The organism is Microbacterium sp. PF5 (assembly GCF_004794315.1).
GTDB classification, from domain to species: domain Bacteria; phylum Actinomycetota; class Actinomycetes; order Actinomycetales; family Microbacteriaceae; genus Microbacterium; species Microbacterium sufflavum.
This window is the reverse complement of the sequence record NZ_SSDQ01000113.1, coordinates 74714-95224: the sequence shown is the minus strand read 5'-3', so window position 1 is coordinate 95224 and position 20511 is coordinate 74714. Positions and strand designations below refer to the sequence as shown.

The 20511-nt window shown below is 69.6% G+C and carries 21 protein-coding genes and 1 tRNA gene; 8 read left to right on the top strand and 14 right to left on the bottom strand.

The window, feature by feature from the left end; translation table 11 throughout:
* Together DW297_RS10090 and DW297_RS10085 are read left to right on the top strand one after the other, a co-directional pair.
* Nucleotides 1-727 (top strand): helix-turn-helix transcriptional regulator (locus DW297_RS10090; RefSeq protein WP_136031910.1); only part of this gene is annotated, 727 nt, incomplete at its 5' end.
* A 172-nt stretch (nucleotides 728-899) separates the two neighbouring features.
* Nucleotides 900-1217: a DUF7882 family protein gene (locus DW297_RS10085; protein WP_136031908.1), complete on the top strand. Its 318-nt coding sequence runs from the start codon at nucleotides 900-902 to the stop codon at nucleotides 1215-1217.
* A 50-nt stretch (nucleotides 1218-1267) separates the two neighbouring features.
* On the opposite strand, the gene DW297_RS10080 is transcribed toward DW297_RS10085, so the two are convergent.
* The 4 genes from DW297_RS10080 to DW297_RS10065 form a co-directional block, all read right to left on the bottom strand.
* Nucleotides 1268-1528, bottom strand: coding sequence for a DUF6458 family protein (locus DW297_RS10080; protein ID WP_136031905.1), 261 nt, complete (start codon nucleotides 1526-1528; stop codon nucleotides 1268-1270).
* A gap of 143 nt (nucleotides 1529-1671) precedes the next feature.
* Complete coding sequence (locus DW297_RS10075; protein WP_446724365.1) at nucleotides 1672-2934, bottom strand: globin domain-containing protein; 1263 nt, start codon at nucleotides 2932-2934, stop codon at nucleotides 1672-1674.
* Between the two features lie 45 nt (nucleotides 2935-2979).
* Nucleotides 2980-3053: transfer RNA gene (locus tag DW297_RS10070), tRNA-Ile, on the bottom strand.
* 13 nt (nucleotides 3054-3066) lie between these two features.
* The gene (locus tag DW297_RS10065; protein ID WP_136031901.1) at nucleotides 3067-3633 is read right to left on the bottom strand and encodes a gamma carbonic anhydrase family protein; all 567 of its coding nucleotides are present in this window, start codon (nucleotides 3631-3633) and stop codon (nucleotides 3067-3069) included.
* Between the two features lie 132 nt (nucleotides 3634-3765).
* Here DW297_RS10065 and DW297_RS10060 point away from each other — a divergent pair, with 132 nt between their 5' ends.
* A complete protein-coding gene (locus DW297_RS10060; RefSeq protein WP_136031899.1) occupies nucleotides 3766-4251 on the top strand; it encodes a Dps family protein in 486 nt (161 codons plus the stop codon).
* Nucleotides 4252-4317: 66 nt separating this feature from the next.
* On the opposite strand, the gene DW297_RS10055 is transcribed toward DW297_RS10060, so the two are convergent.
* Genes DW297_RS10055 through DW297_RS10035 form a run of 5 tightly spaced genes read right to left on the bottom strand, consistent with a single transcriptional unit; the run spans nucleotide 4318 to nucleotide 9201 of the window.
* Nucleotides 4318-5814, bottom strand: a complete 1497-nt coding sequence (locus tag DW297_RS10055; protein ID WP_136031897.1) for an amidohydrolase — start codon at nucleotides 5812-5814, stop codon at nucleotides 4318-4320.
* Nucleotides 5811-6452: an FMN-binding negative transcriptional regulator gene (locus tag DW297_RS10050; protein ID WP_136031895.1), complete on the bottom strand. Its 642-nt coding sequence runs from the start codon at nucleotides 6450-6452 to the stop codon at nucleotides 5811-5813. Before DW297_RS10050 ends, DW297_RS10055 begins: the two co-directional genes overlap by 4 nt.
* Before the next feature lie 39 nt (nucleotides 6453-6491).
* A complete protein-coding gene (locus tag DW297_RS10045; RefSeq protein ID WP_136031893.1) occupies nucleotides 6492-7490 on the bottom strand; it encodes an Fpg/Nei family DNA glycosylase in 999 nt (332 codons plus the stop codon).
* Nucleotide 7491: 1 nt separating this feature from the next.
* Entirely contained in the window at nucleotides 7492-7977 is a 486-nt protein-coding gene (locus DW297_RS10040; RefSeq protein WP_136031891.1) for a ribose-5-phosphate isomerase, read from the bottom strand.
* A 39-nt stretch (nucleotides 7978-8016) separates the two neighbouring features.
* Nucleotides 8017-9201: a ferrochelatase gene (locus tag DW297_RS10035; protein ID WP_136031889.1), complete on the bottom strand. Its 1185-nt coding sequence runs from the start codon at nucleotides 9199-9201 to the stop codon at nucleotides 8017-8019.
* A gap of 164 nt (nucleotides 9202-9365) precedes the next feature.
* On the opposite strand from DW297_RS10035, the gene pepN reads away from it, so the two are divergent.
* From pepN to DW297_RS10015, 4 genes are all read left to right on the top strand, one after another.
* Complete coding sequence (gene pepN, locus DW297_RS10030) at nucleotides 9366-11918, top strand: aminopeptidase N (protein ID WP_136031887.1); 2553 nt, start codon at nucleotides 9366-9368, stop codon at nucleotides 11916-11918.
* A 78-nt stretch (nucleotides 11919-11996) separates the two neighbouring features.
* Nucleotides 11997-13070, top strand: coding sequence for a mechanosensitive ion channel family protein (locus DW297_RS10025; RefSeq protein ID WP_136031884.1), 1074 nt, complete (start codon nucleotides 11997-11999; stop codon nucleotides 13068-13070).
* On the top strand, nucleotides 13067-13516 hold the full coding sequence (locus DW297_RS10020) for a globin (protein WP_136031882.1): 450 nt from the start codon (nucleotides 13067-13069) through the stop codon (nucleotides 13514-13516). Before DW297_RS10025 ends, DW297_RS10020 begins: the two co-directional genes overlap by 4 nt.
* A complete protein-coding gene (locus tag DW297_RS10015) occupies nucleotides 13513-15177 on the top strand; it encodes an FAD-binding dehydrogenase (RefSeq protein WP_136031880.1) in 1665 nt (554 codons plus the stop codon). The genes DW297_RS10020 and DW297_RS10015 overlap by 4 nt, the downstream gene beginning before the upstream one ends.
* A gap of 158 nt (nucleotides 15178-15335) precedes the next feature.
* On the opposite strand, the gene DW297_RS10010 is transcribed toward DW297_RS10015, so the two are convergent.
* A complete protein-coding gene (locus tag DW297_RS10010; RefSeq protein ID WP_136031878.1) occupies nucleotides 15336-16001 on the bottom strand; it encodes a hypothetical protein in 666 nt (221 codons plus the stop codon).
* Nucleotides 16002-16052: 51 nt separating this feature from the next.
* On the opposite strand from DW297_RS10010, the gene DW297_RS10005 reads away from it, so the two are divergent.
* Nucleotides 16053-16943, top strand: a complete 891-nt coding sequence (locus tag DW297_RS10005) for an acyl-CoA thioesterase (protein ID WP_136031876.1) — start codon at nucleotides 16053-16055, stop codon at nucleotides 16941-16943.
* A gap of 36 nt (nucleotides 16944-16979) precedes the next feature.
* On the opposite strand, the gene DW297_RS10000 is transcribed toward DW297_RS10005, so the two are convergent.
* From DW297_RS10000 to DW297_RS09985, 4 genes are all read right to left on the bottom strand, one after another.
* On the bottom strand, nucleotides 16980-17468 hold the full coding sequence (locus tag DW297_RS10000; RefSeq protein WP_136031874.1) for an acyl-CoA thioesterase: 489 nt from the start codon (nucleotides 17466-17468) through the stop codon (nucleotides 16980-16982).
* A gap of 4 nt (nucleotides 17469-17472) precedes the next feature.
* Entirely contained in the window at nucleotides 17473-19152 is a 1680-nt protein-coding gene (gene ettA / locus DW297_RS09995; protein WP_136031871.1) for an energy-dependent translational throttle protein EttA, read from the bottom strand.
* Nucleotides 19153-19233: 81 nt separating this feature from the next.
* A complete protein-coding gene (locus DW297_RS19240) occupies nucleotides 19234-19728 on the bottom strand; it encodes a DUF6993 domain-containing protein (protein ID WP_240744576.1) in 495 nt (164 codons plus the stop codon).
* A 73-nt stretch (nucleotides 19729-19801) separates the two neighbouring features.
* Nucleotides 19802-20380, bottom strand: a complete 579-nt coding sequence (locus DW297_RS09985; protein ID WP_136031869.1) for a single-stranded DNA-binding protein — start codon at nucleotides 20378-20380, stop codon at nucleotides 19802-19804.
* Between the last annotated feature and the right edge of the window lie 131 nt (nucleotides 20381-20511).

Below are 20511 nucleotides of genomic sequence, written 5' to 3'. Positions count from 1 at the left end.
GACGTTCACCGGCGACTGGCACGAGGTGGCCGACTGGCACAAGGGGCTGCTCGACGTGCTCGACGCGGGTGTGCCGTGGCTCACCGACGGCACCCAGGTGGACGCGACGTGGGAGCACGGAGCCCGCGTGCGCGCCCTCGTTTTCGATCGGTCGGCCGCCCAGGCCACGATGCGTCAGGTGACGGGAGACGACCGGGTGGAGCTCAAAGCCACCGGGCTCTCGCCCCATTCCCGCGCCGACGCCGACCGGTGGGGGGCGATGTTCACCTACCTCGAGAGCACGCTCGTCGAAGGCGAGCCCGTCGACCCGCTGGTCGGGAAGGAGTTCGAGCGCCACGCGCTGATGCTCACGATGACGAGCTTCTCGACGACGTTCAGCGATGCGTTGCGGCGTCCGAGCCAGCGGTCGGGCGCCCCTGCGTCGGTGCGGCGCGCCCTCGCGTACATCGACGACAACGCCCATCTCCCGATCACGATCGATGACGTGGCAGCCGCCGCGTACATGTCCACGCGGGGACTTCAGTACGCCTTCCGTCGGGCGCTCGACATCACCCCCACCGAGGCACTGCGTCGGGCCCGCCTCGACGGAGCCCATAGAGACCTGCTGGCCCGCAACGGGGCCTCCGTGGCGACGATCGCGCGGCGGTGGGGGTTCAGCAACTCCTCGCGCTTCGCCGCGGCCTATCGTGAGGCGTACTCCATGCCGCCGACGTTGCCCCGGACCTGACACCGCGCGCACACTTGTTTCGTGCGTGACGGCGAGTTGCGCGCCCTCTCGGGCTCTATCGGCTGAGCCGATTAGAGTCCGAAGTATCCGGATCACCCCGTCCGGCCCCCAGCATGTTTCGAGGAGCCCCCATGAACACCGCAGTCCTCTGCAGCACCAAGGTCGTTTGACGATGGGAAGCCTCTACTACGGAGACACTCAGACCCCGATCCAGATCGACGACAGGGCGCTCGCCCACCTCAAAGTCGTCATCGCCACCAAGCTTCGTCGCAATGAGAGCTTCACGCTCTCCTGGCGGCACCCCGAGGGTGACGCACCCGGCCGTTCGACGCTGTGGCTGCACCCCTCCATCCCGCTGCGCTTCGTGTTCGACGCTCCCGAGCCGCCGGAACTGAGTCGACGGTGGATCGAGGAGCTCGCGCATTCGGCGAACTCGAGCGGCGGCATCACCCTCGTCGAGGAGCATCTCGAGGGCGCCGACCTCAGCTGACACGCAGACGGCTCGCGGGGCCCAGGGTCCCCGCGAGCCGTCCGTGTCGCTCAGAGTCCGTCGTCGGAACTCGAGCTCACCGACCGTCGGGTGGTGGGTTCCCCCGTGGCGGGATCGACATACGTGCGCGAGACGGTCTCTGTCCGACGGCGACGTGCCAGGAGCACGATGCCGATCAAGAAGACGACGACTCCGGCTCCCATGAGGATGTATCCGACCATGTCGAGATTCACCCAGGTCACCTCGACGTTCACCGCGAAGACGAGGATCGCCCCGATCACGAAGAGCACGATTCCAGTGCCGATGCTCATGTTGCCTCCCGTTCAGCGGCGGACGCCGCACAGAAAGAGGCTGGCGCGTCCGGACGGCCGACAGGAGGGGCTTGACACGGCCCTCTCCTGTCGTTCTGGTCTCCGGAGGCCCCGGTGAACCGGCGTCCTCGACCGCTCGCTGCTCACGCCGCCGACGCGTCCGCTGGATGGCGCATCCAGGTGTCGGGGCCGAACACCTCGTAGTCGATCCGCTCCGCGGGCACGCCGCGCCCGAGCAGTGACGCGCGCATGTCGCGCATGAAGCCGAGGGGTCCGCACAGGAGCACCCGCGCCCCGGCGGGAAGCTCGACATCCGTCAGGTCCATCCGCCCGGCGCGCACGCCGTCGAGGACGGGAGCGTCCGTCGGGGCCGACGAGTACCAGCGCACCGCCATCGCATCCTCCAGGCCGCTGAGGTTCTCCTGCACGGGGCCGACGAGCGCGTGCGACGACGGTGTGCGATCGGCATGGAAGAGCCGCACAGTGCGCTCGGGCTGCGTGCGTCGAACGCCGTCCAGCATCGCCGCGACCGGGGTGATGCCGATCCCTGCCGAGACCAGCACCAGCGGGTCGTGCGACTCATCGAGGACGACGTCACCGGCGGGCTGTGAGACGTCGAGGATCGTGCCGGGCATCGCGTTGTCGTGCAGCCACGTGGACACCTGGCCGTCGGGCGTACCATCGACCCCGCGCACCCGCTTCACGGTCACCCGCAGTGCTCCGCCCCCGGGCGCAGACGACAGCGTGTACTGACGCGGCTGCCGTGAGCCGTCCGGCAGATCCACGGCGACGGCCACGTACTGCCCCGCGCGGTGATCGGCGACCGCACCGTCGAGGGGTTCGAGCACGAGGGTGATCACGTCGTCGGCCTCCGCGATCCGCTCGACCACGCGGTGCTTGCGCCACGGGTGCTCGGGGTCGGTGCCGGCCAACGCATACAGTCGAGCCTCTTCCGCGATGAGTGAGCACCCGAACAGCCAGTACACCTCGTCCCAGGCAGCACGGACCTCCGGGGTCACCGCGTCGCCCAGCACGATCCCCACGGCGTCGAGCAGATGGTGTCCCACGATCGTGTACTGACGCGCGCGGATACCGAGCGAGACGTGCTTGTGAGCGATGCGCCGCATCACGGGCGTGAAATCGGGCGCCTCGGGATCGATCAGGGACACGGCAAATGCGACGACCGAGGCGGCGAGGGCCCTCGGCTGCTCACCGTGCGCCTGGTGCGCCCGGTTGAAGACCCGGAGAAGCTCGGGGTGCGCCGCGAACATCCGCGGATAGAACAGTCGAGTGATCTCCTCGGCGTGCTCGGCGACCACACCGGCGGTGGCGCGAACGACGGTCTCGGATTCTGGTGAGAGCTGCATGACTTCCCTTCGGAGTGCGGATGCTCTCAGCCTCCTCATCCGGTGCGCCCCATGGCGGCATGGATCCCGTGCAAATCCGAGTCGTAGGGCGGGCGGGACTTGAACCCGCGATCGTTGGGTTATGAGCCCACTGCCTTAACCAGCTTGGCCACCGCCCCCTGCCCTCCGAGACTACCGCCCGTCCGAACCGCTCTCCTCCCCGGACGCGTCGGCGTGCGCCGCACCACGATGGGTCTCGACGTGTGCGCGATAGATCCGAGCGTTCTCCCGTAACCCGGCACGCTCCTCGTCGCTCAGCGCGCGACGAACGCGGGCCGGGACGCCTGCCACCAGCGAGCCGTCCGGCACCTCCGCGTCGCCGAGTACGAGCGCGCCGCCGGCGATGAGGCACTCCGAGCCGATACGGGCGCCTGACAGCACCACGGCTCCCATTCCGATGAGCGAACCGTCGCCGATCCGACAGCCGTGCACGACGGCGTTGTGCCCGATCGAGACATCGTCTCCGATCACGACCGGGTGTCCGCTGTCGACATGGATCGACACGTTGTCCTGTGCGTTGCTGCCGGCGCCCATCGTGATCGCAGCGGAGTCCGCCCGGAGGACCGCGTTGTACCAGACGCTGGACCCTTCCCCGATGGTCACCTCCCCGATCACCCTGGCGCCCGCGGCGAGGAACACCGAGTCGTCGAGATCGGGAGTGCGGCCGGGCAGAGACAGGATGGTCGCGTCGTCGCTCATGCAGCGACTCTAGCCGTCGCCCGTCCCGCGCCGATTCGCGGCGGTAAGCGATGCCTCATCTTGCTTGCGGAACATTTTCAGCTGAGTAGCGTTGTTCCCATCAGACACGAGAATCTCCCGGAGGAGCACAAGATGAGCAAGGCACAGACCGTTTCCCCCACCGCCATCGACCCCACCGTCGCCGCCGGCGCCGCGCAGTTCCTCTCCCCCGTCGTCCTCGGCCTTCAGGCCCTGACCATCAACGGCAAGCAGGCGCACTGGCACGTGCGCGGGGCGAACTTCGTCGGCGTCCACGAACTCCTCGACACCATCGTCGCCCACGCCGGCGACTTCGCCGACACCGCCGCCGAGCGGATCGTCGCCCTCGGACTCCCGATCGACGCGCGTGTCTCGGCCGTCGCAGAGAAGGCCGGTTCGACGTCGGTCGCCGCCGGCTTCGCGCAGTCGGATGAGCTCATCCGCGCGGTCATCGCCGATATCGACGCCATCCTCGTCGACGTCAAGGCGGCCGTCGAGGGCCTCGACGAGGTCGACCTGACCAGCCAGGACGTCGCGATCGAGATCCAGCGCGGACTGGAGAAGGACCGCTGGTTCCTCGTGTCGCACATCGCGGCCTGACCAGTCAGCACCTTCGGAGAGGGCGGCCCCGGGATACCGGGGCCGCCCTCTCCGCGTGCGCGAGCCTCAGCCGACGTGGGTCACGCGGCCCGCGAGAAGGGTGGCGGCCACGGGCATCGCGCGCAACGCGGCGGCATCTGCGGTGCGCGGATCCGCGGACGTGAGCGCGATATCGGCGATCTCCCCGGGTCGGAGCGTGGAGCGCACGCTGGCGCTCAACGCCTGGTCGACCGTGAGGCGTTCCTCCGGGTGCCACGATTCCCGCTCATCATCCGTGCGCCAGACCGCCGCCGACAGGGCCTGCCACGGGTCGAGGGGCGCCACCGGGGCGTCGGAACCGAACCGTACCTCGGCACCGGCGGCGAACAGAGACGACAGCGGGTAGCCGAGAGAGGTCTGCCCTGCCCAGTGGTGCTCGACGAAGTCACGGTCGTCGACGGCGTGCTGCGGCTGCACGCTGGCGATCACACCGAGGCGCGCGAACCGCGCCAGGTCGGCATGACGCACGAGCTGGGCGTGCTCCAGGGAACCGGTCGCCCCGGTGACCAGGAAGGCGTCGAGGGCGGACGTGACAGCGCGGTCGCCGATCGCGTGCACGGCCGCCGTGATGCCCGCGCCGGTCGCGGTGGTCAGCAGGGCGACGAGCTCATCGCCCGGTACCGTCAGGACCCCGTAGTTGCCGGGGTCGTCCGGATAGGCGTGAGAGCACGCGGCGGTGCGGGTTCCCAGCGACCCGTCCGTGATGATCTTGAGCGAGCCGACACGGATCAGACCGCGCGCCTCGGCGGGAGTGTCCGGTTCCTCGTGCGGCTCGCCGCTACGCAGCCCTTCGGTCACGGCACGATCGAGGTCTGCGGGATAGAACGCGAACTCCACGCGGTGCGCGGCGAAGCCCGCACGGATGCGGCGCGGCCAGGCAGCGGCGTTCCACGCCATGTCGAAATCGACCAGTCCGGTGACGCCTCGCGCCGCTGCGGCCTCACCGGCGCGGAGCACGGCCTCGTCGCTGTGCGCCGGGTCGACCGCGTTGAGGCGGCGCGAGATCTCGAAGGCGTCCTCTTCGCGCAGGACCCCGTCGTCAGCACGGAAGCCTTCGCGGGCGAGAGCAGCGGTGTTCAGCCACACGCTGTGCACGTCGGCATTGATGAGGTAGGTGGGCGCCGCTCCCGTCGTCGCGTCCAGCAGCTCCAGGCTCGGCCGATCTGGCCACAGGGCGTCGCGGAATCCCGTACCGATGCGGCGTCCGTCGGGGAGCGTCGGCGCCTCACCCATCCGCAGCGCGGCTTCCGCCGCCGAGGTCGTGTCATGCAACGGGACCCGCTCCGCCGCCAGCGCCCACTGGACCGTGTGCACGTGGTTGTCCCACAAGCCGGGGACCGCCCAGAGACCATCGGCGTCGAGCACCTGTCCACGCGGTCGCAGGGCGCCGGTCGGCGCGATGTCGACGATGACGCCGCCGTCGAGGTGAAGGTCCACCGGCTCGTCGTCGATGAGGAACTCCCGGCCGGGACCGGCCAGACGAACGGCGCGCACCGTCCCGACGGTGTCGTTCCGCGCCATCATGCCCGGTTCCCCTCGCGCGCCACCTGAGCGCGCCGCATCTCCGCCGCCAGAGGACGGTTGGTGTACGGGCCTTCGCTCTCGAGTGCCGCGATCACCGACTCGATCGTCTCGACGGGCTTGTTCTGGCTGAGCTTGCGCTTTGCGACGACGCGCGCGGGGGTGAGGCGGAATCCCACTGTCCCTGCGGCGAGCCGTTCCACGAACGCGGCGTCGTTGGGACGCTGCCACATCAGCCGCGGCTCGGGCATGCCGTTCTCGAACCGCTCCACGAGGCGGTCGAGCACCCGCAGATTCTCGTCCGGTGTCAGGATCTCGGGTGTGCCCGCCAGGTGCACGGCGGTGTAGTTCCATGTGGGCACCGCGGGGACATCGCCGTACCAGCCGGGCGACACGTAGCCGTGCGGGCCCTGGAAGACCACCAGCAGTTCCCGCTCCCCCAGCCCGTGGATGAGGTCGTCGGGACGCCCGACGTGCGCCACGATCGTCAGGTCGTCGCGGTCGTCGTCGAGCAGCACGGCATAGTGCGAGGCGACGAGCCCGTCGTCGGTCGAACTCACGATGGTGGCCCAGGGGTTGGCCTCGATCACGCGCCGGATCTCGGTCACGTCGGCGAGCGTGAAGCTCGGATTCTGTCGCATGGATTCAGCCTAGGGGCGCCCGCACACGCCAGCGCGGACTCACGCCTGGCAGCGGGGGCACCAGTAGAGCTTGCGCGCGCCGATCTCCTCGAGCGCGATCTCGGTGCCGCAGACCCGGCACGGGAGTCCGGCGCGGTGGTACACCCAATGCCGGTCGTCGCGGCTCGCCATCGCAGCACGGTACTCGTCGGGCGACAGGTCGTCCATCGTCATCATCTGACCCGTCTCGACACCGATCGCCAGCAGGCGCACCCAGTCGTGCCAGAGGGCGCGCACCACATCCTCCGGCACGTCTCGTCCGGGCGTGTGCGGATTGAGCCGCTGCCGGTAGAGCATCTCCGCGCGATACACATTGCCGATGCCGCTCACCACCGCCTGGTCCATCAGCAGCAGCGCGATGGGCGTCGACTTCTTGCGCACCGCGCGGACGAAGCGCTCCTCGTTCTCGGCCGGATCACCGACGAGCGGATCCGGACCGAGCTTGGCGACCGTCGCGAGCATCTCCTCGGGCGTCTGCAGAACGCAGGCCGTAGGGCCGCGCAGGTCGGCGGCCGTGATGTCGGTCATGAGCCGCAGACGCACCTGCCCCACCACGGGCGGCGGCCATTCCACCCCCTCGTCCGCGAGACCCTTCGTCTGCTCGGACATGCGCACGTGCACCCGCGTGCGTCGCGGGGCGCCGATCGAGGCGAGAGAGTTCTCTCCGGCGTCGTCCAGGATCGGGTCCTCCAGCACGGTGCCTCGCTGGTTCGTCTGACCCATACGTCCATTCGCAGACGCGATCGTGGGGTCGACGAGGATCTCGCCAGCGAAGTCCCAGGCACCGTAGAGCCCCAGGTGCACGCGAAGCCACAGGTCGCCCTCGGTCTCCAGGAACATCTGCTTGCCGACCGCCTGCACGCTCGTCGCCGTGCGCCCGTCGAGGATCGCCGCCCCCTCGGCGAAGCGTCCCTGGGGGCTGGAGGCGCGGAGCACCTTGCCGACGAAGTTGCGGTCGAACTGCCGGGCGATGCGGTGGACGGAGTGACCCTCGGGCATGTCAGCCCCGCGGATCCGGGAGCAGCGAGCCGTCGCGCTCGAAGTCGGCGATCTGTCCGATGCGGCGCACATGACGCTCGTCGCCCGAGAACGGGGTCGAGATGAACCGGTCGATGAAGGAGGTCACCTCGTCGTACGTGTGCTGCCGCGCGCCGATGGAGATCACGTTGGCGTCGTTGTGCTCCCGTGCGAGCTCGGCCGTGGCGAGGTTCCACACCAGGGCCGCGCGGACACCGCGCACCTTGTTCGCCGCGATCTGCTCGCCGTTGCCGGATCCGCCGAACACGACACCCAGCGCCTCGACGCCCGCCTCCTGATCGGCGACCACCGCCTGAGCAGCCCGGATGCAGAACGCCGGGTAGTCGTCGAGCGCGTCGTACTCCACCGGACCGTGGTCGACGACCTCGTGCCCCGCCGCCCGCAGGTGCTCCTGCAGCTGCGTGGAGAAATCGAGTCCAGCGTGATCGGTGGCGATGTGGATGCGCATGGCTTCCATCCTAGAAGCCGCCGCCGACACCCGTTCCGGTCACGGGGCGACGCCGGCGGCCGCCGGCTTGAACCCCGCCCTGACGTTCTCGCAGCAGCCGGGCCGGCAGACGTCGAAGCCGCCGGGGAGCGACGTGACGTGAGCGCGCTCCTCGTTCGGACGCCCCTGCAGCCGCTCCTCGATCAGGTCGACGATCCCCTCGACGAACGTCGGCGACACGCCAGGCGTCGGCGTGCGCGTGAACGCGAGTCCCGCGTCTTCCGCCGCCTCCGCCGCCTCGGTGTCGAGATCCCAGAGCACCTCCATGTGGTCGCTCATGAATCCCACCGGCACGACCGCGACCGCGCGCCGCCCTCGCGCGGGAAGGTCACCGATCACGTCGCACACGTCCGGCTCGAGCCACGGCTGCGACGCGGGCCCCGAGCGCGACTGGTAGACGAGCTCCCAGGCCACGTCGGCCGCCGCCGGCACGGACTGCCGTACGCGGTCCATCACCCAGGCCGCGACGGCAAGGTGCTGCGCGGCATAGGCGCCGCCCTCGCCCCAGTCGATGTCGCGGGCGCCGGAACGCTCGGCGTCGGCCGTCGGGATGCTGTGCGTCGAGAACAGGATCTGGATGTCCGGCGCGGCGATGCCCTGCGCCAGGAAGCCCTCGATGGCCTCCCGCACTCCCGACTCGAAGGCCTCGACGAAACCCGGGTGGTCATAGAACGGGCGGATCTTGTCGATCGTGACGGTCTCCCCGAGGCCGGTCTCCTCCAGCACGCGCGCGAAGTCCTCGCGGTACTGGCGGCAGCTGGAGAACGAGCTGTAGGCGCTCGTGGCGAACGCGAGCAGCGTGGTGTGCCCGTTGCGCGCCGCCTCGGGCACGACCTCCTCGAGGTAGGGGGCCCAGTTGCGGTTGCCCCAGTACACGGGCAGCTCGATGCCGCGCGCGACGAGCGCCTGCTCGAGCGCCTCCTTGAGCACGCGGTTCTGCCCGTTGATGGGGCTCACGCCGCCGAAGTGACGATAGTGGTGCGCGACCTCCTCCAACCGCTCGTCGGGGATGCCGCGGCCGCGCGTCACGTTGCGGAGGAACGGGATCACGTCCTCCTGACCCTCCGGGCCACCGAAGCCGGCGAGGAGGATCGCATCGTACGCGACGGGCGTGGTCACGAAGGGCGCACCGCTGGCGGCGGCAGGCGAGGCAAAGGGGACGACATTCGGCTCGATCGCAGTCACCCCTCCATCCTCCCACCTCGTCGAGGCACCGGTGTCCGCCCGCCGCCGGGAGAATGCGCACAGAGCGTGAGCCCGCCTCGCGCACTGGCGTAGGCTGTCATGGTTGCCGTCGGCGCCAACTGCGCCGACCCCGGTGACATCCCCTCACCCCTGGGAGTACAGCTGTGCCTGGAGAGAACCTCACCCGAATCGAAGCGCAGGAGCGCCGCGATGTCATCGACACGCACTCCTATGAGGTCGCCCTCGATCTGACGAAGGGCGCCGAGGTCTTCGGTTCCCGCAGCGTCGTGCGCTTCTCCGCGACGCCCGACGGTTTCACCTTCATCGATCTGATCGCCCGCGACGTGCGCGAGATCTCTCTCAACGGCGAGCAGCTCGACCCGCAGGAGGTCTTCGCCGACTCTCGCATCGCGCTGTCCGGGTTGCAGGCCGAGAACGTGCTCGTCGTCGACGCGGACTGCCTCTACACCAACACCGGCGAGGGCCTGCACCGATTCGTCGACCCCGTCGACGGCGAGGTCTACCTGTACTCGCAGTTCGAGGTGCCGGACTCGCGCCGCGTCTTCGCGGTCTTCGAGCAGCCCGACCTCAAGGCGACGTTCCAGTTCACGGTCACGGCGCCCGCGGCGTGGAAGGTCGTGTCCAACTCCCCCACGCCCGAGCCCATCGTGCACGACGACGACGTCACCGCCACCTGGGGATTCGAGCCGACGCCGCGCATCTCCTCGTACATCACCGCCCTCGTCGCGGGACCCTACGAGTCCACGTTCTCCGAGCTCACCAGCGCCTCCGGCCGCGTGATCCCGCTCGGCGTCTACGGCCGCAAGAGCCTGTGGCAGCACCTCGACGCCGACTACATCTTCGACAAGACCCGTGAGGGCTTCGCGTACTTCGAATCGAAGTTCGGCGTCCCCTACCCGTTCGCGAAGTACGACCAGCTGTTCGTGCCCGAGTTCAACGCCGGGGCGATGGAGAACGCGGGTGCGGTCACGTTCACCGAGACGTACGTCTTCCGCAGCAAGGTCACCGACGCCGTCAAGGAGCGCCGGGTCGTCACGATCCTGCACGAGCTCGCGCACATGTGGTTCGGCGACCTGGTCACCATGAAGTGGTGGAACGACCTGTGGCTCAATGAGTCGTTCGCGGAGTGGGCCTCCACCATCGCGACGGCCGAGGCCACCGAATGGACCGAGGCCTGGACCACGTTCAACGCGATGGAGAAGACCTGGGCCTATCGCCAGGATCAGCTCCCCTCCACGCACCCGATCGTCGCGGAGATCAACGACCTGGAAGACGTGCAGGTCAACTTCGACGGCATCACCTATGCCAAGGGCGGCTCGGTGCTGAAGCAGCTCGCCGCATGGGTCGGCATCGAGGCGTTCTTCGCCGGGGTGTCGCAGTACTTCCAGAAGCACTCGTGGGGCAACACCGAGCTCAGCGACCTGCTGTCGGAGCTCGAGGCCACGAGTGGACGCGACCTGGGCACCTGGTCGAAGAAGTGGCTGGAGACGGCCGGCGTCAACACGCTCGAGCCCGTGGTGGCCGAGGGCGACGACGGCAAGATCTCGCGTTTCGCGATCACTCAGACCGCCCCGGCGGACTACCCGACCATCCGTCCGCACCGCCTGGGCATCGGCTTCTACTCGCTGCAGGACGGCACGCTCACGCGCGTCCACCACGTCGAGGTCGATGTCGACGGCGACCGCACCGAGGTCCCCGAACTGCAGGGCCTCGCGCGCCCCGACCTGATCCTGCTGAACGACGACGACCTCGCCTACGCCAAGATCCGTCTCGACGAGAAGTCGCTGGCGACGGCGATCGCACACCTCGCCGACATCCACGACCCGCTTGCGCGCTCCCTCGTGTGGGGCGCCGCCTGGGACCAGACGCGCGACGCGGAGACGGCGGCCTCGGACTACATCGACCTCGTACTGGGCAACATCGGCCGCGAGACCGAGTCGACCACGGTCCGCACGACGCTCGCCCAGCTGCGCACGGCGGCCACGCTGTACGTGCGACCCGAGGAGCGCCAGGCGGCGCGGCTCAAGGTCGCGGACGGCCTGTGGGCCCTCGCCGAAGCCGCAGAAGCGGGCAGCGACAGCCAGCTCCAGTTCGTCACGGCGTTCGCGAACGCCCTGGTCACCCCTGAGCACGCCGGCGTCGTCGGGCGCCTGCGCTCCGGCGAGGAGACCCTCCCCGGTCTCGAGATCGACGCCGACCTGAACTGGCAGCTGCTCGTCGGACTCGCGACCATCGGAGCGACGGACGCCGCGACGATCGACGCCGCTCTCGCCGCCGACAACACCGCCAAGGGCGCGGAGTTCGCCGCGCAGGCACGAGCCGCTCTTCCCGACGCCGCCTCGAAGCAGGCCGCGTGGGCCTCTCTGATCGAGCGGGATGACGCGCCGAACACGATCGTCCGGTCGGCAGCCCTCGGCTTCGTGCACCCCGCAGGCGCCGAGGTGCTCGGCGAGTTCGTGCCGAAGTACTTCGACATGCTGCTGCCGGTATGGGAGTCGCGCACCTACCAGATCGCCCAGTACCTCATCGTCGGCCTGTTCCCCACGGCGCTGGCCGACGTGGCGCTGCGCGACGCAACGCGCTCGTGGCTGTCCTCGCACCAGGACGCTCCGCCGGCTCTCCGTCGCCTCGTGCTGGAGAACCTCGCCGACGTCGAGCGCGCGCTGGCGGCGCAGTCCCGCGACGCCGAGGACTGATCGGCGCCACCCTCCGTCCGCGCCTCTGCCGCCGCGCTTCCAGCCGGGGCAGAGGCCCGCTCGGTAAACTCGGCAGCGATGATCCTCCCCCTCGAGACCACGCCAGACCCCACTCCCACCCCGCTTCCCGACTGGGTCCAGGACCTGCTGACCCTGCTCGGACACATCGGCGGCAAAGCGCTCGTCGTCGCGATCATCATCGCCTCCTGCGTGGTGATCGCGTTCGTGCTGCGGGGCGTGATCAGGCGCGTCGTGCACCGGATCGTGGACAGCGCGAAGAACAAGGCGTCGGTCGACGACACCCAGGCGCTCGAACGCTCTCCGCTCGCCGATATGCGTCTGGTCCAGCGCACGAGGACCCTGGGCACGATCCTCCAGAACATCGTCAACGTGATGCTGGTGGTCATCGCGATCGTGCTGGTCGTGAACGCTCTCAGTCCCAGCCTGCTCGGGTCGCTCACGCTGCTGACCGCCGCCGTGGGTGCTGGTCTCGGTTTCGGCGCCCAGAACATCGTCAAAGATGTGCTCAACGGGATGTTCCTCGTCGCGGAGGACCAGATCGGCATCGGTGACGTGGTCGACCTTGGTCTGGCGAGCGGCGTGGTCGAGTACGTGAGCGTGCGCATTACCCAGGTCCGCGACGTGAACGGCACGCTCTGGTATGTCCGCAACGGCGAGGTCACGCGCATCGGCAACATGTCGCAGGGCTGGGCGCGCGCGATCGTCGACACCGGCGTCGCGCCGGACGCCGACCTCGACCAGGTCGAGCACATCATGCTCGAGACGGCACAGGGCCTCGCGAAGGACCCCAAGTGGCGGACGCGCATCGTCGAGAAGCCCGAGCTGTGGGGCCTGGAATCCATCGACGGCGACGCCCTTGTGGTCCGCGTCGTCATCAAGACCAGGGCGAACGCCAGAGACGACGTCGCACAGGAGCTGCGGCGCCGGCTGCGGGCCGCTCTGCTGGAGAAGGAGATCGCGGTGCCGCGCATGTCCGATGTCGTGCCGACGGGGCTCGAAGGCGCACGGCGCGTGCGCGGGGCGAACCCGCCGAAGACCCGGCCGAACGCCGTCACGGGCGTGCCGGTCATCCCGGACCGCGGCATCTGGCGCCGCAAGAAGCCGTCGACCGAGGGGAATGGCGACAGATGACGTTCTACGACGAGGTCGGGGGCGCAGAGACGTTCCGGAAGATCGTCTCCGTGTTCTACCGCGAGGTCGCCCTCGATCCGGTGCTCAAGCCGATGTATCCCGAGGAGGATCTGGGCCCCGCCGAGGACCGCCTGCGGATGTTCCTGGAACAGTACTGGGGCGGTCCGACCACGTACGGCGAGACCCGCGGACACCCGCGCCTGCGCATGCGTCACATGCCGTTCCACATCGACCCGGACGCGCGTGATCGTTGGCTTCGTCACATGCGCACCGCCGTCGACGAGGCTCGGTTGTCTCCGCTGCACGAATCCACGCTCTGGGACTACCTGGAGCGCGCCGCCTATGCCATGGTGAACACATTCGAGCCGTCCGGCATCGGCACGACTCCCCACGGGCGCCCGACGCTCGAGACCCGCACACGTCAGGAATCAACGGAGAACACATGACGACGAAGCCCCCGACCACGGACGTCCTGGTGATCGGTTGGGGGCTGGCCGGACTGGTCGCCGCCCGCGAGGCACTGGCGGCCGGACGCCGCGTCATCGTCGTCGACCAGGAGCCGCGGACGAACCTCGGCGGCCAGGCGTGGTGGTCGTTCGGCGGACTCTTCTTCGTGGACTCCCCCGAGCAGCGCCGATTCGGCATCAAGGACTCGCTCGAGCTCGCCACCCAGGACTGGTTCGGCAACGCGGGCTTCGACCGCCCGGAGGACGAGTGGCCGCGCCGCTGGGCCGAGGCGTATCTGCAGTTCGCCGCCGGGGAGAAGCGCTCATGGCTGCGCAGCCTCGGCGTGGGCTTCTTCCCCGTGGTCGGCTGGGCGGAGCGCGGCGGCTACGGCGCGATCGGACCGGGCAACTCGGTGCCGCGATTCCACATCACCTGGGGCACCGGCCCCGGGATCGTCGCCCCCTTCGCCGCGGCCGTCGAGGAGGGCGAGCGCAGCGGTCGTCTCACCGTGCTCGCGCGGCACCGCGTGGAGAGCCTCATCGTCACGGATGGACGTGTCACCGGCGCCCGCGGCTCCGTCCTCGCCTCCAGCGGTGCGGAACGGGGAGTGCCGTCCTCCCGCGAGGTGATCGGCGCGTTCGAGATCACGGCGGATGCGACCGTCGTGTCGTCCGGAGGGATCGGCGGCAACCACGAGCTCGTCCGTGCGGCGTGGCCCGAACGGCTGGGAACGCCGCCGGCGCACATGCTCTCCGGCGTCCCGGCGTATGTCGACGGCTCGATGCAGGCCGTCACCGCGGCCGCCGGCGCCCGCCTGATCAACGGCGACCGCATGTGGCATTACGTGGAGGGGATCACGAACTGGGATCCGGTGTGGCCCGCGCACGGCATCCGCATCCTCCCCGGCCCCTCGTCCCTGTGGCTCGACGCGACGGGCGCGCGCCTCCCCGTGCCGCTCTTCCCCGGGTTCGACACGCTCGGGACGCTCGCGCACCTCCGGCGCACCGGTCACGACCACTCCTGGTTCGTCACGTCGCGGCAGATCGTGGAGAAGGAGTTCGCCCTGTCCGGCAGCGAGCAGAACCCCGACCTCACCGGCAAGGATGTGGGGCTGCTGCTGAAGTCGCGGCTCGCCAAAGGACCGACCGGCCCCGTCCAGGCGTTCCTCCACGAGGGACAGGACTTCATCGTCGAGAACGACCTGGAGTCGCTGTTGGAGCAGATGAGCCGGCATGACGGTGGCGAGCTGCTCGACATCGACACCGTGCGGCGCGAGGTGGTCGCGCGCGACCGCGAGATCGAGAACGAGTTCACCAAGGATGCCCAGATCGGCATGCTGCGCTCGATGCGCGGCTACCGCGGTGACAAGCTCATCCGGACGGCAGCGCCGCACCGGCTGCAGGACCCGGCCGCCGGCCCGATGATCGCGGTCAAGCTGCACGTCCTCACCCGCAAGTCGCTGGGCGGCATCCACACCGACCTCGACGGTCGTGCGCTGGACGCCCAGGGCATCCCGATCCCTGGCCTGTTCGCCGCGGGCGAGGCGAGCGGCTTCGGCGGTGGCGGTGTCCACGGGTACCGGGCGTTGGAGGGCACGTTCCTCGGCGGGTGCCTGTTCTCCGGGCGACAGGCGGGAAGGTCGGCCGCCGCGGCGGACTGACCCCGCGCCACGGGGCTCGTGGCGAAACCCTCGGATACGCCCCGGCGCGGTCGATCGACGAGCGTGGCTCTCGCCCTCGGGTCACGCCGGCACGCCGGCGCTTCGGCCGTCCCATCAGGCCCTGGCGCCCGTCCCGTCGCGCCGTGGTGGCGGCGCCGTCAGGCTCGGGTGCCGGTGGCCCGCACGCCCGTGAGCCCGGATGCCACGGGGCCTCGTGCCAGCACATGCCCGCGACGGAAGGCGAGCCGCGACCAGCGACCGGCGCGCGACACCCCGACCTGTTCCTCGCCCGAGATGAAGCCCATGGCGTCCGCGGCGAACGCCACACCGCGCGGCAGCCCGCCGAGATCGTCGTCGGGCTCGCCCCAGATGGCCGCTCGGAGCGCGCGAACCGCTTCCTCGCCCGAGCCGGCGCCCGCCCCCCGCGCCACGGCGGAGATCCCCCACTGTGCGCGCTGCGCGACGACGGACGCCTCCAGCGACGCCTCCACGGTCCAGCCCTGGCGCGGCGGGGATACCCCGGCCCAGGACGGCGACAGGCCGGTGTCCGGCAGCATGAGGCGTTCGGGGGTGTCGGCGGGCGACAGGCTGTCGACGACCAGGTCGCATTCGAGCTCAGGGTCCGCGTGCACGATACGCATCGCGAGGATCGTGGGGGTCTGATCGAACAGGGTCTGCGGCGAGAGCACGGCCGTGGTCAGCGCCAGGACCCCGCGCGAGGCCTGAAGTCGTACTCCCCCGTCGCCCGCGCGACCGGCGCGGCCCACGAACGTCAGGACATCCTTCGCCGTGTCGGGATCGGCGAGCAGGAGCGTAGGCGGCACGCGTTCTAAACTACCAAGAGGTGCGGCGCCTGCGGTCGCGGAGAGGAACCCATGAGCGCGGACGACCACGCCATCCAGACCGTCGATCGACTCCTCGAGGTTCTCGACCTCGACGCCACCCAGGCCCGGACGACCGAGGACATCTTCACGGGCTCCTCGCACCCGATGCCGAGCGGCCGCATCTACGGAGGCCAGGTGCTGGCGCAGACGCTCCTCGCGGCGGAGCGCACCCTGCCGGAGGATCGCGCCGTCCATTCGATGCACGGCTATTTCCTGCGGCCCGGTGACGCGAGTCAGGGCATCACGATCGCCGTCGACCGCATCCATGACGGCCGCTCATTCTCGACGCGCCGCACGCAGGCGTACCAGAACGGGGTGCCGATCTTCTCGATGATCGCGTCCTTCCAGGATGCGGATCCGGGAGTCGAGCACGCGGAGCCCATGCCCGAGGGCGTGCCCGACCCGGAGACGCTGTCCCCCGACGAGGATCGCGTTCCCGGACTCACCGGGGGCGCGCGGCGGATGCTCACCGATCGCGCCGCGGACATCCGTCACGTCGAGTCGCCGCTGTACCTCCCCAACGACGATGCCCGGGTCCCGCGTCAGGCCGTCTGGATGCGACTGCGCGCTCCGCTCCCCGACGACCAGCGGCTGCATCGCGCGGCACTGGCGTACCTCAGCGACATGACGATCCAGGAGTCCATCCTGCGCGCGCACGGGGTCTCGTGGGCACACCAGGGGCTCAAGGTCGCGAGCCTCGATCACGCGATGTGGTGGCACCGTCCCGCGCGCGTCGACGAGTGGCTGCTGTACGCGCAGGAGTCCCCGAACGCGCGCGGCGGGCGCGGGCTGGCCACCGGGCGGATCTACACGCGCGACGGCTCGCTGGTGGCGAGCGTGGCGCAGGAGATCATGATCCGCGTGCCGCCGGAGGCATCCTGATCCGAGCGTTCGGCGCGGGTCACACGGCCGTCGGGGTCAGCGGTGCGCGTACTCGATGGAGGGGCCGACGTACGGCTCCCAGGCCTCGCGCATCTCGGAGGTGAGTCGCGTGGGGCGACCCGTCGCGGCCTCGACGAGCACGATCACTGCTGTCGACCGCGCGTACAGCACCCGCGGCTCCGCGGCCAGGTCGTTGTGCACCTCGTAGCAGACCTCGACACTGGACCCGCCGAGCTTGCCGAACCACATCTGCACCTCGAGCGGTCGACGCTGATACGGCACTGGCGCGAGGTACTCGATCTCCTGCCGGGCGATCAGCGTCAGGATGCCCTCGTCGATGCCGGAGTCGAGCACCGCCGTGGACGGCGCCTCCTCGCCGGGACCCGCCCGCCAGAACGCGCGGACGCGCGCCTCCTCGAGCAGCTTGAGCATCGAGGTGTTGTTGACGTGGTTGAACGCGTCCAGATCCCCCCAGCGGAGGTGGATCGGGATGTGCAGGCGGGTTCCCGGCGAAGGCGCAGTCATCGGGTCAGTCGCGCGTGAGCTTGCGGTGGGTCGACCGGTGCGGCTTGGCCGCGTCGGGCCCGAGGCGCTCGATCTTGTTCTGCTCGTAGGCCTCGAAGTTGCCCTCGAACCAGTACCACTGGTCGGGCTTCTCGTCGGTGCCCTCGTACGCCAAGATGTGCGTCGCGATGCGGTCGAGGAACCACCGGTCGTGGGTGATGACCACGGCACAGCCGGGGAACTCGAGAAGGGCGTTCTCCAGCGAGCTCAGCGTCTCGACGTCGAGGTCGTTGGTCGGCTCGTCGAGGAGCAGCAGGTTGCCGCCCTCCTTCAGCGTGAGCGCGAGGTTCAGGCGGTTGCGCTCACCGCCCGAGAGCACACCGGCCTTCTTCTGCTGGTCAGGACCCTTGAAGCCGAACTTCGACACGTAGGCCCGCGAGGGGATCTCCGTCTTGCCGACCGTGATGAAGTCGAGCCCGTCGGAGACGACCTCCCACAGCGTCTTGTTCGGGTCGATCGACGAGCGCGACTGGTCGACGTAACTGATCTTGACCGTCTCGCCGATCTTCAGGTCGCCGCCGTCGAGGGGCTCGAGACCGACGATGGTCTTGAACAGTGTGGTCTTGCCGACGCCGTTCGGACCGATCACGCCGACGATTCCGTTCGGCGGAAGGCTGAAGCTGAGGCCATCGATCAGCGAGCGTCCGTCGAAGCCCTTCTTCAGATTCTTCGCCTCGATCACCACGTTGCCCAGGCGCGGCCCCGCGGGGATCTGGATCTCCTCGAAGTCGAGCTTCCGCGTCCGCTCTGCCTCCGCGGCCATCTCCTCGTAGCGCGCGAGTCGCGCCTTCGACTTCGTCTGGCGACCCTTGGCACTGGAACGGACCCATTCGAGCTCGTCCTTGAGGCGCTTGGCGAGCTTCGCGTCCTTCTTGCCCTGGATGTCGAGACGCTCGGCCTTCTTCTCCAGGTACGTCGAGTAGTTGCCCTCGTAGCCGATCAGCCGACCGCGGTCGACCTCTGCGATCCACTCGGCCACGTGGTCGAGGAAGTACCGGTCGTGGGTGATGGCGATGACGGCGCCCTTGTACGACTGCAGGTGCTGTTCGAGCCACAGCACACTCTCCGCGTCCAGGTGGTTGGTCGGCTCGTCGAGGAGCAGCAGATCCGGCTTCTGCAGCAGGAGCTTGGCGAGGGCGACACGTCGCTTCTCTCCACCGGAGAGGGGGGCGATCGCGGCGTCGCCGGGGGGCGTGCGCAGTGCGTCCATGGCCTGCTCGAGCTGGGAGTCGAGGTCCCAGCCGTCGGCCGCGTCGATCTCCTCCTGCAGGGTGCCCATCTCGGCGAGCAGCGCATCGAAGTCCGCATCGGGATCGGCCATCAGCGCCGAGATTTCATTGAAGCGGTCGAGCTTCGCCTTGATCGCGATGCCGTCCTGGATGTTCTCCAGCACGGTCTTCGACTCGTCCAGCTCCGGCTCCTGCATGAGGATCCCGACCGAATAGCCGGGCGACAGCTTCGCCTCGCCGTTGGACGGCGTGTCGAGCCCGGCCATGATCTTCAGGATCGTCGACTTGCCGGCGCCGTTGGGGCCGACCATGCCGATCTTCGCTCCGGGAAGGAACGCCATCGTGACGTCGTCGAGGATGAGCTTCTCGCCCACCGCCTTGCGCGCACGCACCATCGAGTAGATGTACTCAGCCACCGAAAACCGCTCCTTCTGTTGGCGTCGAAGATCGACACTCCAGCCTACCGGCCGTCGGCGGCAGGGTTCGTGATCGAAGCATCACCAGTCGATCGGACGCGTCGTCCCGACCAGGCAGCGTCCCTCGGCGAGCTGGGGCATGACGACGGCCACCACCTGTCCCGTCGAGGGACCGACCTGTCCCACCAGGCAGGACTCCTCTCCCCAGCGCACCGAGAACTGGAGGCTCTCCACCGGGTTGCCCACGGTGGTCTGGTCGGGCGTGACCTGCATGGCCGTGCGATCGAAGCCCCCGGCCACCAGCGCGTCGATATAGGCCCGACCCTCCGCCCGCTGTTCCGAGGCCCACACACCCTCCGCGATCGCCCGGAAATACGGAAGATTGTCTTCCGCGGTGCCCTCGGGCTGCAGTGCCGGCGACGCCGTCGCCGTATCCGCGGGCGAGGGCGACAGGGAGCTCGGCGGCGTCGGATGCTCGCCGGCAGCGGCCGTGCATCCGACGAGGAGGACGAGGATCGCACCGGCTCCGACGAACGCGCGGGCGGTGCGGGCGAGTGACGGGGCCGTTCGGAGCACGAGCCGAGTCTACGTCGCCCACACCCACAGCCCGGCGTGCTGACGGTGCGTGGCTGACGCTGCGCGCCTGCCCCTACTGCCCCGCCGACACCCTGGCTCCCGCTCCGAGGAAGCCGGCGGGGAACGCCTGGTCCGTCGCCGCACCCCCGTCCCCGGAGCCGTCGATGCCCCACAGATCACCCAGATCGTCTCCGGTTCGGCCACTCGCCGTCGTCCGCGCGCTTCCACTCGCGGAGTCGGCACCGGGAGACTGTTCCCCATCCTTCTCCCCCTCCGCCACGGTCTCCGGAGAGCGTCTCGGCGACGGCCGGAACGCGGTCGTCCCCCACCGCAGGTCGTGCCCGATCGCGTCGGCTTCGATGTCGGCACTCGTGCCCTGCTTCCCATTGCTCTCCCAGGCCCGGATGCGCAGGCGGCCCGTCACGACGATGCTGTCGCCCACCCGCAGCGACGCCCTGGCGTTCTGACCGAGCTGCCGGAACGCCGCCACGGAGAACCAGTTGGTCTCGGAGTCGACCCAGGTCTGGGTCGTCGGTTCGAAGCGGCGGTGCGTGCTCGCCAGCCGGAAGTTGGTGACGGGCACCCCCGCGCCGGTGTGCCCCTGATGCGGATCGGTCGCCACTCGCCCCACGACGGTGATCATCTCGGTCATGCTGTTCTCCTTCTGTCGCCGGAACCTCTCCGGATGTCTCCAGCCTGCGGTGACGGCAGGAGCATCGACTGACGGATCCACGCGCTGTGGGGACACATCGCCGACATCGACGAAGCGTGGAGGAAGAGCCC

Coding starts and splice junctions, on each gene's coding strand:
- DW297_RS10040 (WP_136031891.1), bottom strand. CDS start 7,977: ATGCGCATCCACATCGCCACCGATCACGCTGGACTCGATTTCTCCACG.
- DW297_RS10020 (WP_136031882.1), top strand. CDS start 13,067: ATGACGTTCTACGACGAGGTCGGGGGCGCAGAGACGTTCCGGAAGATC.
- DW297_RS10060 (WP_136031899.1), top strand. CDS start 3,766: ATGAGCAAGGCACAGACCGTTTCCCCCACCGCCATCGACCCCACCGTC.
- DW297_RS10085 (WP_136031908.1), top strand. CDS start 900: ATGGGAAGCCTCTACTACGGAGACACTCAGACCCCGATCCAGATCGAC.
- DW297_RS10055 (WP_136031897.1), bottom strand. CDS start 5,814: ATGATGGCGCGGAACGACACCGTCGGGACGGTGCGCGCCGTTCGTCTG.
- DW297_RS10015 (WP_136031880.1), top strand. CDS start 13,513: ATGACGACGAAGCCCCCGACCACGGACGTCCTGGTGATCGGTTGGGGG.
- DW297_RS09985 (WP_136031869.1), bottom strand. CDS start 20,380: ATGACCGAGATGATCACCGTCGTGGGGCGAGTGGCGACCGATCCGCAT.
- DW297_RS10065 (WP_136031901.1), bottom strand. CDS start 3,633: ATGAGCGACGACGCGACCATCCTGTCTCTGCCCGGCCGCACTCCCGAT.
- DW297_RS10050 (WP_136031895.1), bottom strand. CDS start 6,452: ATGCGACAGAATCCGAGCTTCACGCTCGCCGACGTGACCGAGATCCGG.
- DW297_RS10000 (WP_136031874.1), bottom strand. CDS start 17,468: ATGACTGCGCCTTCGCCGGGAACCCGCCTGCACATCCCGATCCACCTC.
- DW297_RS10080 (WP_136031905.1), bottom strand. CDS start 1,528: ATGAGCATCGGCACTGGAATCGTGCTCTTCGTGATCGGGGCGATCCTC.
- DW297_RS10005 (WP_136031876.1), top strand. CDS start 16,053: ATGAGCGCGGACGACCACGCCATCCAGACCGTCGATCGACTCCTCGAG.
- DW297_RS10025 (WP_136031884.1), top strand. CDS start 11,997: ATGATCCTCCCCCTCGAGACCACGCCAGACCCCACTCCCACCCCGCTT.
- DW297_RS10075 (WP_446724365.1), bottom strand. CDS start 2,934: ATGAGGAGGCTGAGAGCATCCGCACTCCGAAGGGAAGTCATGCAGCTC.
- DW297_RS10045 (WP_136031893.1), bottom strand. CDS start 7,490: ATGCCCGAGGGTCACTCCGTCCACCGCATCGCCCGGCAGTTCGACCGC.